The 12,851-nt window shown below is 37.5% G+C and carries 13 protein-coding genes; 7 read left to right on the top strand and 6 right to left on the bottom strand.

The features are described from left to right. Positions 1–164 precede the first annotated feature (164 nt). Together FUA48_RS12690 and FUA48_RS12685 are read left to right on the top strand one after the other, a co-directional pair. On the top strand, positions 165–776 hold the full coding sequence (locus tag FUA48_RS12690) for a hypothetical protein (protein WP_147583870.1): 612 nt from the start codon (positions 165–167) through the stop codon (positions 774–776). Between the two features lie 10 nt (positions 777–786). Then, a complete protein-coding gene (locus FUA48_RS12685) occupies positions 787–1,167 on the top strand; it encodes a RidA family protein (protein WP_129751402.1) in 381 nt (126 codons plus the stop codon). Here FUA48_RS12685 and FUA48_RS12680 read toward each other — a convergent pair. The 6 genes from FUA48_RS12680 to FUA48_RS18600 all read right to left on the bottom strand — a co-directional run bounded on the left by FUA48_RS12680 (position 1,148) and on the right by FUA48_RS18600 (position 9,168). After that, entirely contained in the window at positions 1,148–1,522 is a 375-nt protein-coding gene (locus FUA48_RS12680; RefSeq protein WP_147583869.1) for a methylglyoxal synthase, read from the bottom strand. The genes FUA48_RS12685 and FUA48_RS12680 overlap by 20 nt on opposite strands. Positions 1,523–1,532: 10 nt before the next feature. Further along, on the bottom strand, positions 1,533–2,384 hold the full coding sequence (locus FUA48_RS12675; protein WP_147583868.1) for an N-acetylglucosamine kinase: 852 nt from the start codon (positions 2,382–2,384) through the stop codon (positions 1,533–1,535). A gap of 147 nt (positions 2,385–2,531) precedes the next feature. Continuing rightward, complete coding sequence (gene gap, locus FUA48_RS12670; protein WP_147583867.1) at positions 2,532–3,533, bottom strand: type I glyceraldehyde-3-phosphate dehydrogenase; 1,002 nt, start codon at positions 3,531–3,533, stop codon at positions 2,532–2,534. 47 nt (positions 3,534–3,580) lie between these two features. After that, the gene (gene pfkA / locus FUA48_RS12665) at positions 3,581–4,567 is read right to left on the bottom strand and encodes a 6-phosphofructokinase (protein ID WP_147583866.1); all 987 of its coding nucleotides are present in this window, start codon (positions 4,565–4,567) and stop codon (positions 3,581–3,583) included. 184 nt (positions 4,568–4,751) lie between these two features. Continuing rightward, on the bottom strand, positions 4,752–5,435 hold the full coding sequence (locus tag FUA48_RS18605; RefSeq protein WP_147583865.1) for a translocation/assembly module TamB domain-containing protein: 684 nt from the start codon (positions 5,433–5,435) through the stop codon (positions 4,752–4,754). Beyond that, the gene (locus tag FUA48_RS18600; RefSeq protein ID WP_147583864.1) at positions 5,407–9,168 is read right to left on the bottom strand and encodes a translocation/assembly module TamB domain-containing protein; all 3,762 of its coding nucleotides are present in this window, start codon (positions 9,166–9,168) and stop codon (positions 5,407–5,409) included. Before FUA48_RS18600 ends, FUA48_RS18605 begins: the two co-directional genes overlap by 29 nt. A 214-nt stretch (positions 9,169–9,382) precedes the next feature. Here FUA48_RS18600 and tsaD point away from each other — a divergent pair, with 214 nt between their 5' ends. From tsaD to FUA48_RS12630, 5 genes are all read left to right on the top strand, one after another. Beyond that, the gene (gene tsaD / locus FUA48_RS12650) at positions 9,383–10,405 is read left to right on the top strand and encodes a tRNA (adenosine(37)-N6)-threonylcarbamoyltransferase complex transferase subunit TsaD (RefSeq protein WP_147583863.1); all 1,023 of its coding nucleotides are present in this window, start codon (positions 9,383–9,385) and stop codon (positions 10,403–10,405) included. Then, entirely contained in the window at positions 10,405–11,112 is a 708-nt protein-coding gene (locus tag FUA48_RS12645; RefSeq protein WP_147583862.1) for a 16S rRNA (uracil(1498)-N(3))-methyltransferase, read from the top strand. Before tsaD ends, FUA48_RS12645 begins: the two co-directional genes overlap by 1 nt. Before the next feature lie 57 nt (positions 11,113–11,169). Next, entirely contained in the window at positions 11,170–11,526 is a 357-nt protein-coding gene (locus FUA48_RS12640; RefSeq protein WP_147583861.1) for a DUF2200 domain-containing protein, read from the top strand. Between the two features lie 159 nt (positions 11,527–11,685). Further along, entirely contained in the window at positions 11,686–12,324 is a 639-nt protein-coding gene (locus tag FUA48_RS12635; protein WP_147583860.1) for a DUF4159 domain-containing protein, read from the top strand. Next, on the top strand, positions 12,324–12,833 hold the full coding sequence (locus FUA48_RS12630; protein ID WP_147583859.1) for a TrmH family RNA methyltransferase: 510 nt from the start codon (positions 12,324–12,326) through the stop codon (positions 12,831–12,833). Before FUA48_RS12635 ends, FUA48_RS12630 begins: the two co-directional genes overlap by 1 nt. The last annotated feature ends 18 nt before the right edge of the window (positions 12,834–12,851 follow it).

The following is a 12,851-nucleotide window of genomic DNA, read 5'->3' as shown; positions in this document are numbered from 1 at the left end:
TTAGCAATACTTGTTGTTTCTTTAGGTTTGCTTTTAGTGTATAAAATATTTATAAAACCTGCCCTACTGTAAAAATTACCGAATCTGATATCTATATAAATAAAGTTTCTTATAAACTGTCTTATATAAAAAGTATAAAATTTGCCGATAAGCACTTTCATCCTTTGTTTAGAGATTATTTAGAAGGAGCTAAAATTGTTTTTAAGAACAACAGAGCTGTCTGCATTTATGATGATTTTTATTCTAACGCAGCAGATTTAAAAGTTTTTTTAGATTACAAATTAAATAACAAAATCATATATACGGTTGAGGAAAAAAGCGGAGAAATAAACAATCAGGACTTAGCTTTTAACTCTTACAAAGAAAACCCTTTCTTTAGCCTTAGGAATATCCTCTATTTAATTATTGTAATACTGATTACAATTCTTATTCTCAATAAATCTTTAAGTTCAGCCTATTTTCTGTCATTTTCATGTTTAGCATTTTTTATGACAATGTTTATATATTTCAATTATTATTTTGAATTGAATGATGATTATATAATTATCAAAAATCATATTCTGTTTTGGAAAAAAACTGCTTACAGTACAAAAGATATCAGAGAGGTAGTATTAAGACGTGGAGGAAATCTAGGATCTCGAGGAGGAAAACCCAACCATATAAAAATAATTTTAGCGGATTACAAAGTCAAAAGTTATTATGCAGCTTCAATAAATGAGAAGACATGGCTTAAATTTGCCAAAGACATCAAAAAACTGAAAATTAAAATACGTTAATTCTTATATCATGAAAAAAATAATATTTACAGAAAAAGCACCTGCCCCAATCGGGCCATACAGCCAGGCAGTACTTAGCGGCAACACACTTTATACTTCAGGACAAATAGCTATCAATCCTGCAACAGGAGAGCTTGTATTAGACGATATTGAAACGGAAACCAAACAGGTAATGGAAAACATGAAAGCTGTTCTTGAAGCGGCTGAAATGACTTTTGGCGACGTTATCAAGTCTACCATCTTTATCAGCGATATGAATGATTTTGCCAAAATAAACGGAGTATATGCTGCCTATTTTGACGAAAAAACCGCTCCTGCAAGAGAAACGGTTCAGGTGGCATGTCTGCCAAAAAACGTTAACGTAGAAATTTCTATGGTTGCTGTAAAATAGCCTGCAAAAGCAGCTCTGCCGTGGCAGGGTTTGTAGCAAGCGGCACATTGTGCACATCACACACACGTATAAGCATATTTATGTCTGCCTCGTGAGCATGGCTCGCCAGCGGATCTTTAAAAAAGAAAACCATTTGTGTTTTCCCTTCGGCCACCCTGGCGGCAATCTGAGCGTCGCCGCCTAATGGGCCCGAAAGCATTTTGTTTACTTTAAATCCGGCTTTTTCTGCCTTACTGCCCGTAGTACCAGTTGCAATAAGCTGTATGTGCTCTTTAGCTAAAAGCTCCTTATTCTTATTTAAAAACTGTACCATTTCGGCTTTCATGCCATCGTGGGCAATAATAGCAATTTCCATATAAAGTATATTAGTTTAACTTGTGGTATTCTATTAAGCCATCTATAGGCCTTCTTAATACATTACCAAGTTTTAATCCGTTTTTAGATAAAACCTCTGCAAGTTCTGATTTCAGGTAAAAAGCAATAGAACCTACAAAATGCACAGGCACCTCGTGAGCATTATCATACTGCGTAATATAGCAATCTACAAAAGTTTGCATTGCATCAACAATAATTTCTTTTATGAAACTATCATCTTTATGTTGAATTAAAAACTTAGCAAACGTAGCCAGATATGCATTTGGGTTTGGCTCTTTGTAAAGGTTATGTTTAATTACATCCGGATCTAAATTGTATTCACTTTCAAATTGCTTAGCCAGATCCTGAGGCATTTTATTGAAATAATAAGCACGTACCAGTTCGCGACCAAAACGGTTACCACTGCAATCGTCCATAGCTATATAGCCCAGAGACTGTACTTTTTGCTGAAGCTCTTCACCGTCAAAATAACTGCAGTTTGAGCCTGTACCCAATATACAGATAATAGATTTATCTTTAGTAGGGTTTGTAGCATAAGCAGCTGCATAAGTATCTTCCTGTACAGAAACTACTTCGGCATTAGGAAAAAACTCTACAAATATATCTCTCATGAATTTCTTCATCCTGTCTGTACCGCAACCTGCACCATAAAAATAAAGATGGGAAACATCTTTACGGTTATTGTAAATATCAAAGCGGTCGTTAAGCCTTTCAATAGCTTCCTCCTTATTAATAACTTCGGGGCTTAGCCCTAAAGTTTGTGTGGTAAAAAGCCGGTTGCCATTATCATCAAGAGCAATCCAGTCGGCTTTTGTAGCACCGCTGTCTACTAATAATTTCATTTTAAATTAAGTACGTTTTGAGTTAAGTTTGAGTTTAGTGATATGTACTTAGAAGTACTTTGTGTTATAAAAGAGTTAAGTTTTTAGTTTACAAAAATAAAAAATCCCGTCTTTTTATCTAGAAAAGACGGGATAAGTTATTGAAAATTACAACGAAGCTACGTGAACCGCAAGGTCAATTAGTTTGCTTGAGTAACCATATTCGTTATCATACCATGATACAAGTTTAAAGAAAGTAGAGTTAAGACCAATACCGGCTTTAGCATCTACAATACTTGTTCTTGAATCACCTATAAAATCCTGAGATACAACGTCGTCTTCAGTAAAACCTAAAATACCTTTCATATTAGTTTCAGAAGCATTTTTAAGAACGCTCATTATCTCTTCGTAAGTTGTTTCTTTTTTAAGTTTTACCGTTAGGTCTACTACCGATACATCTGCTACCGGTACACGCATAGACATACCTGTAAGTTTACCGTTAAGTTCAGGAATTACTTTACCTACTGCTTTTGCAGCACCTGTACTTGCAGGAATAATGTTTAGTAAAGCAGCTCTACCACCACGGAAATCTTTTCTTGAAGGTCCGTCTACTGTAAGTTGGGTAGCTGTAGTAGCGTGAATAGTTGTCATTAAACCTTCTTCTATACCAAAGTTATCGTTAATTACCTTAGCAAGCGGAGCAAGACAGTTTGTTGTACAAGATGCGTTTGATACAATTTTATCTGCTGCAGTAAGCTTATCGTGGTTAACTCCCATTACAAACATTGGGGCATCGGCAGACGGTGCAGAAATAATTACTTTTTTAGCACCACCGTCTATGTGTAACTGCGCTTTTTCAAGCGTTGTAAAAATACCTGTACATTCTGCAACTACATCAACTCCTGCCTCGTCCCATTTTAGGGCTGTAGGATCTTTTTCTGCAGTTACTCTTATTAATTTATCGTTTACATAAAGTTGTCCGTCTTTAACTTCAACTGTTCCTTTAAAGTTTCCGTGAACTGAATCATACTTTAAAAGGTAAGCTAAATGATCTACATCAAGAAGGTCATTAATAGCTACAACTTCAACATTATCGCGGTTAATAGTTTCACGAAAGACGATGCGGCCGATCCTTCCGAAACCATTAATACCTAATTTTACTGTTGCCATTTTACTTAATTTGTTTTTTTGTTGTTTATAGATACACTTATTATTAATTATATCGAAACGATGTCCGATACTCTTATTAATTCTTTATCAACCTGAGATTTGCCTTTAACCGCGTTTTCAAGCGGTGTAAGCTCAACCTCATCTTTAATAAGGCCTACCATATAATTAGATTTGCCTTCTAGCAGCGTTTCTACTGCTTTTACGCCTAATCTACTGGCAAGTACCCTGTCAAAGCACGATGGCGAACCACCACGCTGCATGTGCCCAAGTATAGATACACGTACATCATACTCCGGCATGTTTTCCTCAACATAGTCTTTTAGCTCAAATGCATTTTTACCAATCTTATCACCTTCGGCAATAACAACTATGCTTGACGATTTCCCTGAAGCCTTACTCTTTCTTAGAGAATCTAAAAGCCTGTCAAGACCCATATCCTCTTCCGGAATAAGGATTTCCTCTGCACCTGCACCAATACCTGCATTAAGGGCAATATGCCCTGCATCACGACCCATAACCTCAATAAAGAAAAGTCTGTTGTGTGAACTCGCCGTATCCCTGATTTTATCAATCGCTTCTACAACGGTGTTAAGTGCAGTATCATACCCTAAAGTATGGCTTGTACCATAAATATCGTTATCAATGGTACCCGGTATACCTATTACAGGAAATTTATACTCTTCGTTAAATATAAGCCCTCCGGTAAAACTACCGTTACCCCCAATTATAACAAGGGCATCGATGTTGTTTTTTACAAGATTTTCGTGCGCTTTTTTACGCCCTTCCGGAGTCATGAATTCTTTAGATCTTGCCGATTTAAGAATGGTTCCTCCTTTATTAATAATGTTATTTACACTCCTGGCTCCCATCTCTTTAAAGTCCCCTTCAATCATCCCCTGATAACCTCGGTAAATACCGGTACATTCTATATTATGATATGCGCACGTTCTAACAACGGCTCTAATGGCGGCATTCATTCCGGGTGAATCTCCTCCCGATGTTAGCACGCCTATTTTTTTAATATTAGTAGACATTTTTTAGTATTTAATTGTAAAACTAATAATTTTATATCATTATTTTACTATAATATGCATTATATTATTAATTACGCAACATTTCAAACGTTTTCGTTAATAAGTTTTTCTTAGTTTTTGATTTGCGAAAAATAAAAAAGCGGATAATCTTTAAAAATCATCCGCTTTTTATGAATAATGAAATTTATGGTGTAGAATCTTGCATATCATAGGGGTCAGGTACCTTATCAGGCTCCTCATCCTCATTATTTGTTTTTTTCTTATTCTTATCCTCCATAAACTTTATGTATTCTTCAGAGAAGTCTGAATCAGGTATGTCATTAGTGCTGTTCTTATTTTTATCTTTTTCTGCTTTAGCAGAAAACACCTTGGTATAAAGTTCCCTTAAAGTATTGAATCCTACCGAATAAGTTAATCCTACACCCTGTGTATAACCTATACCCTCCCCAAGGAAGTTAATGTCGTTTTCCCTATTAAACACACGTGCCTTAAGGCTTCCATCATCATTTAAACGAAGCTGCATTTCCACATTACCCGCAATAACAGATTCATTAACTCCGCCTACAGGTACCCCAAGCTGTCCGTTTACAGTAATCCTGTCATTAATTTGGGTATTAAGTGTTAAACCTATACTTGAGTTAGTTTCAGCATAAGGATCCCTTACGCCATTAACATAGTTTAAACCTATATTAAGCTTACCATCATCATCAGAAAGCCAACTATTAACAACACTACTCGCCCTTTCAAAAAATGCACCATAAGTGTTTACACTCGTAGGGCTTATAAAGCTGCCTGTTGCCAGTAATCCCAATGCCTGATTCTTCCTGTTGTTAGGATCACTAAGCCTGTAATCTAAATCGGCCTTCATTACCGAACTTACGGTTGGGAAAGTTAATATTAAACTCCGGCTCAAAGCTCATTATATTACCTGTAAGCAATGTTACCACCTCAACCTGAATGTTCCTGTTAAACGCAGGGTTTTCTAACAGTACAGAAGGGTTTGCATACGTTTTATAAATAGCTTCTATGTTAATACGTGCCCTTGTAGGGTCACCGTCCCATACAATGGTACCACCTGGTTTAGCCGTAAACTTCTTATCTAAAAGACCTCCGTACTTAAAGTTATATACCCCTTTTGTTAATGAGAAATCCCCGTTCATATTAAACTTACCAAGGGTATTTATATTAAGCAATAATGTACCATACCCCTGTGCCGATAAACTATGACCGGTATCTTTATCTATAATAATATCAATCGTAGCATCTGGAGTAACATCAAAATCAAACTCCATTTCAATACCATTAAATGTTTTAGGCAAAATTCCTGTTGCCGCAAGATTTGCCTTCTCTTCCGGACTTATATAATGTATATAAGAATTGTTGCCCTCGGCAGTTGCCGCATTGCTTATAGGAATTTTAATTACAGTACCTTTTTTAGAGGTTGCATTAGCAGTAATCAGTAAGGCAGAAGTAGGACCACTTATGGCTGCCCTGCCGCCAATAAATGCTGTACCGTAAAACAGTGACTCATCGGTCTCTTCGGTATCAAGAACCAACATATTTTGAGACTCTATAGCTAAAGATAGCCTCCAGTCTTTAAAATAATGATGATCTATATGACCACTAAGCATACCGTTTGTTTTGTACTTAGTATCAGTAAGTACCATATCTCTAAAGATGAGCTTCTCTTCGGTTATATCAATAGTAGCATCCTGTTCAAAATCATAATCGGTATTTAGATAACCTACTTTTACTCCTCCATCCCTCACATATAGCCTACCATCAATTTTAGGGGCTCTGGCTGGACCTATAACCGTTGCCCTACCTGATGCCTGTCCTCGTATTTCAGGAAAGACCGATTTTAGGAATGTTTCCAACGGACTGAGTTCAAAGCCTGAGAATACGGCATCTAGATCCATATAGGTTTGCCTGTCTACTACCTGCAACGTACCAATGGTAAAGAAAGTCTCTTTGTAATCTTTAACAATAGAGGTGTTTACCTTAAAGTTTCTAAGATCTTCATCTCCCGAAACTTCCAGGCTAAGGTCTCCCAACCTGTGTTTATTTAAGGAAAGGCTATCTACAAATATATCGGCAGAAGGCTCATACACCTGTCTTTGCTGTTTAAGACTTACTTTTCCGTTAAGCCTTCCGCCAAAATCAAGACTGTCGAGACTTGGTGTAACCTTATGCAGGTCTACATCTTTAAAGCTAAGGTTTATATCCTTATAGGTAGAGTCTTTTAATACTCCATTTAGTTCAACACGCTGGTCTTTATGTGATAGTGCTATCTTATCTATAGTAAAATCGGTAAGCTTTTTATTAAATACAATCTTATTGTCTCGGGAATCGTCTTCATTAAGGAACCAAAGGTATTCCTTAAAGTTAACCTCTGATTTCTTTAACCCGACTACCGAACGATTTTGTTCATCTATAGTATGGTATAAGTTAAGGTTAAAAAAGTCCTGCTTCTTATTACCTCCCTTAAACTCTGTTCTTACATAAAGTGTATCGTTTTGGGTTACGTTGATAAGGTTAAAGTCAGAGACCTTATATTTCTTAACCCTCATACTGTCTACCTGAATATAGGCATTATAAAGAGGGTTTTTATTATCTACTTCAAGACTGATGTTATTAAACTCGTTTTTATAGGCTATGATATTAGGTGAATCAAAATCGAGCTTAAAGATTCCTTCATCGCCATTTATCCTACCGCGTATGTGAGTGTCCTTACTTATGGTAACATCCGGAAGGAATATACCTATAACCTTGTTATAAATATTAAAATTAAAGGTTACAAACTGACCCGGTTTAATCTTATTTGGCGAATAGTTCGCATATAAACTACCCAAAGCATTCTCTACCAAATCCGGAATTTCTTTCGTATAGAACTTACCTCTTATTCTTCCTTCTATAATATCAGGAGAGTTAATACTTACCGTTCTTACCCCCTGTTCATCAAATAAGGATTCTACCCTAAAATCTTCAAAATAGTAATCTCCCCTGCTGTTTTGGTAAGACAGCTGAGTAACATCTAGATTACCTGCAAGGTCATCTAAATCATTTCCTGTTGCCTTAAAGGTAAAGTCTCCTTTAAATATAGAAAGGGTATCATTCTTTATTATGTTAAGTACTGCAAGGTCGGCATAATCAACAATAGCATGGAAGTCATATTCCTTCTTCTTCTTACTCATGTCTACCAAACCGTTAAACGACATAAGCAGGTTAGGATCGTTGCTGTTTACAATCCCCTTAAAGTAAGGCCACTTCATACGGCCGTCTATATCTATCTTTTTGTAATTGTAACCGTTAAATACCATTTGGGCAATATCCCCTTTTACAATGGTATTAAGCGATTGCTTATTAAAGCCCCTACCCTCTACTTCAAGGTGAGCGGTTGTACTTTGCAGTCCGTTTTGGTTAAATAGCTTACCAAGATTAAGTTTATCAAGGTCTATAACACCGGTATACGAAGCAATATCAGGTTTATTAAAGTCTTTAATAGCAAGATTGGTTTGTGCCGCACCAAGTTCCGAAATCATACTAATGTTAGTAGTAAGATCGGTTCTGGTAAGTACCACATTACCGTTAAGGTTTACCATACCCAAATTTTCCAGTACCGGAGGTAAACTCTTACCCAGTATTCTTGGCATTATATCCCTAAGGTGAAGGTAGTTTGAAGTAATCCTGTCAAAATCACCATTCATGTAAAAGCCCGGACCTGTTTTATCAAAAAGGTTCCTGAAGTTTACATTACCTATAATTTCTGATTGTTGGGCATCAAGTAGCTTAAGGTCGTATAATACAAAGTTATTAAGCGGGCCTTTTAAGGTTGTAGACAAATAGAACTTTTGATTCTCACCAAACTCATCATAAAAATAATTTAGTTCGTTTGAAGACACATACGCCCTCTCTACTTTAAAATCAAATGCTACCTGATTAAGGAAATCCCTCATCTTTTCCCTAGTGTAGGTAAGTACAACGCTTCCCTTTAGGGCCGACTCTGCCGTTACCAGTTCCATCTGTTCTAACTTAATATTGGTTTTAGAATAAGAGAATTCACCTTTTAGGTTTTTAACCGTTAGCCCCCTGTGGTCTAAAAATGAAAGTTTCTTTATATCGGCACTAATATCGCTTCCCTTAATAAAAAAATCATTAAGGCTTCCGTTTAGTTTTTTAAAATCAAGTGCTTTAGGTGTCGTGGTATTTTCGTTTGTAAGCCTGAACCTTCCGTCTACAACCGTAATATTACTTGCCAGCATCCTGAATTTACCTGAACCCGGCTTACCGTTGTCAAAAGATTTTACAAAAACATCAAGGCTGGAACTGTCTTCCCCCTTGTAGGTTTTCATGTGTACGTTAAGGTTATCTGCCTTTATTTTACCAAACTCAAGTCGGCTGTCGGCAATATTTCTAAAGCTAAGCAGGTTGGTTTGCAGTCTTGTGGCATAAGCCAGTGTGTCGTTATGATGGTCTAAAATAAGTACCCCTTTAAGCTTTACACTACCAAAAACAGTAACCGCAACCTTATCTATAGTTATATGTGTACCAAACTCTTCGTTAAGTTTATTTGTTGCTATTTTACCTATTTGTGTTTGCACAAAAGGAAGTGATAGTGCAATGGCTAGCAGCAGCAAAAACAGGATAATTCCTATCAGAGTACGAATAAGTATTTTTTTAAATTTTTTGATACTGCTATTTGTTTTAATTTTGCGTTTGGAAGGGATTAGCAATTATCTCACAAAAGTAGGAAAATTTGTGTAGTGTTAAAATTGCTTTAACCCAATTTTGTAACTCAAAATCCGTGCCTAAATTATGCAGGAAAAACCCACATATATCCTTGCCATAGAAAGTTCGTGTGACGACACTGCTGCCGCTATATTAAAAAACAACAAAGTATTGTCTAATATTGTGGCCAGGCAGGCCGTTCATGAAGAGTATGGAGGTGTTGTACCGGAGCTTGCCTCAAGGGCGCATCAGCAAAACATTGTACCCGTTATAGACGTGGCTCTTAAAAAAGCCGGAGTTAACCGCGAGGAGCTTTGTGCCGTTGCATTTACACAGGGCCCGGGGTTAATGGGATCGTTACTTGTAGGCAGTTCATTTGCTAAGTCTATGGCTATGGCGCTAGATGTTCCGCTTATTGCAGTAAACCACATGCAGGCACACATACTGGCACATTTTATTGAAGAAGAAGGTTTTGATATGCCTGAGTTTCCGTTTCTGGCAATGACCATTAGCGGCGGGCATACCCAGATTGTAAAGGTAACCGACTATTTTACCATGGAGGTTATAGGCGAAACCACCGATGATGCTGTAGGTGAGGCTTTTGACAAAAGTGCCAAGATAATAGGACTGCCTTATCCCGGCGGGCCTCTAATTGATAAATATGCACAGGAAGGAAACCCTAAGGCTTTTCCTTTTACCAAACCTAAAGTACCGGGATTAAATTTTAGTTTTAGCGGACTAAAAACCCAGATACTTTATTTTATACAAAAGAAAACTGAGGAAAACCCCAACTTTGTTGCGGAAAACCTACACGATATATGTGCTTCCATCCAGTATACCATTATCAATATCCTTATGGATAAGATAAAACTTGCCGTGAAGGAAACCGGAATTAAACAGGTAGCTATTGGCGGTGGGGTTTCGGCAAACAGCGGTATTCGTAAAACACTTAAGGAAGCCGAAAAGAAATACGGATGGAAAACCTTTATTCCTAAATTTGAATATACTACCGACAATGCTGCTATGATAGGCATTGTGGGTTACCATAAGTTTTTAAAACACGAGTTTAACGATGCCTCTGTGGTATCTAAAGCAAGAATAGAACTATAATGCAGTTATTTTATAACCCACAGCTTAAAGCGGAAGAAAGCACCTTTACTTTTGATAAGGACGAGAGCCGCCACATAGTTAAAGTATTACGCAAAAAGGAAGGCGACACCATTAACATTACCAATGGAGAAGGGCTTTTGTTTATTTCGGAAATTACTTTTGCAAACGATAAGAAATGTGAGGTTAAGATAACCAAAAAGGAGTTTTTTGAACCTATGCCCTATTACCTGCACCTGGCAGTGGCGCCTACTAAAATGAACGACCGTTATGAATGGTTTTTAGAAAAAGCTACCGAAATAGGCATACATGAAATTACCCCTATTATTTGTGAACACAGCGAACGTACAAACGTTAAGACCGACAGGTTTGAAAAAATACTGCATAGTGCCATGAAGCAGTCGGTGCAGTTTTATATGCCAAAGCTTAACGAAGCGGTTTCACTTAACGATTTTATAGAAACTGCCGATAAGGACAGTAAACTGTTTATTGCTCACTGTGAGGAAACCGAAAAGAAACTGCTTAAAAACGAGGTTACGCCAAAAGAGAAAATTACCATACTTATAGGCCCTGAAGGCGATTTCTCCCCTAAGGAAATACAACTGGCACTTAGCCGTGGTTTTGTACCTGTATCGCTGGGTAACACCCGTCTGCGTACCGAAACCGCTGCTGTAGTAGCAGCACATAGTGTGGCTTTTGTAAACGAGTAACGATTTTCTAACAATTCATTTTTTGTACCTTAGCCTTAATCAAAATCAGCAATCAAAATGGAAGATAAAAACTACCAAAGGCTATTAAAAATGTCATTTGCAGGTGTATACCCTCACTACCTTACCAAAGTAGAGAAAAAGGGCCGCACCAAAGAAGAAGTAGACCATATTATCCACTGGCTTACAGGTTATGGTGCAAAAACATTACAGCAGCATCTTGACAACAAGACCAATTTTGAAGACTTTTTTACACAGGCTACCATTAACCCTAATGCCTCAAAAATTACCGGTGTTATTTGCGGTTACCGTGTAGAGGATATTGAAGTACCGCTAATGCAGCAGATACGTTACCTTGATAAACTGGTAGACGAACTGGCTAAAGGCAAAGCAATGGAAAAGATTTTAAGGGAGTAAAAAAATTATTATTAAGCAGAATTGATATTTCTCACTATATTTTATTTCGTTCGAAATGACAATAAGCCCAATTTACCTAAGGAGTCATAGCCTTGACTTTTTGGTTCTTTTGTGTCAAGACAAAAGAAGACTTAAATCAACTTTCCTTATATTTACATCATGAAAAAACTCCTTACACTACTATTGCTGGCACCTGCGCTTTTACTGGCACAGGATATTGCGGTATTAAAATATTCGGGTGGTGGCGACTGGTACGGTAACCCTACATCGGTGCCTAATCTTGCCAAATTCTGTAACCAGAACATAAGCACCAGGATAAATACCAAAATAGCAACAGTAGAACCGGGAAGCCCTGATTTATTCTCCTACCCTTTTATACACATGACGGGGCATGGTAACGTGGTGTTTAGCGATAATGATATTGCCAACCTGCGCAACTACCTTACTTCGGGAGGTTTTTTACATATAGACGACAACTACGGTATGGATCAGTACATACGTCGTGAAATAAAGCGTATTTTTCCTGATAAGGAACTGTTACCTGTACCATCTTCACACGAAATATTTAAAGGCCCGTTCAATTTTCCTAACGGACTGCCTAAAATACACGAACACGACAACAAGCAGCCACAGGCTTTCGGTATCTTTATAGAAGGCAGGCTGGTATTGCTGTACACTGTTGAAACCGACCTTGGCGACGGATGGGAAGACCCTGAAGTACACAACGACCCTAAGGAAGTAAGGGATAAAGCACTTAAAATGGGTGCCAATATTGTTAACTACGCATTTAATAATTAATGTCGCAGCAGCTTACCCACAACGAATCCATTTTTAATAAAAAGACTTTTCCTGTTACGCTGGTTTGCGATAATATCGTGTTTCAGCCTAACATAGGTTCTATTTTCCGTATAGCAGAGGCATTTGGCGTTAGCGAGATAATTTTTGTAGGCGAAGGTATTGCCCTTACCCCACGCAAAATAAACCGTACCTCACGCAGTACACACAACATGGTTAAGCACCTCGTGATAGAAAGCACACAGGATGCCGTTACCCTGCTTACCCAAAACGATTATCATATTGTAGCATTGGAAATTACCGATAAGAGCACTCCGCTAAAATCGGCTCAATTTACTACTGATAAGCCTATTGCACTTATAGCCGGCAGCGAAGTATCGGGCATAAGCCCTGAGTTTTTACAACTTGCCAATCAAACCGTACATATTGAAATGTTTGGCGATAACAGCAGCATGAATGTGGTTCAGGCTATAGGTATTGCCCTTTACGACATAACCTCAAAAATTGGTTAACATCCATTTAATATTGGG

This window comes from Flavobacterium alkalisoli, assembly GCF_008000935.1.
In the GTDB taxonomy this organism is placed as follows: Bacteria; Bacteroidota; Bacteroidia; order Flavobacteriales; family Flavobacteriaceae; genus Flavobacterium; species Flavobacterium alkalisoli.
The sequence above is the reverse complement of the archived record's forward strand: the minus strand, read 5'-3'. Positions and strand labels throughout refer to the sequence as shown.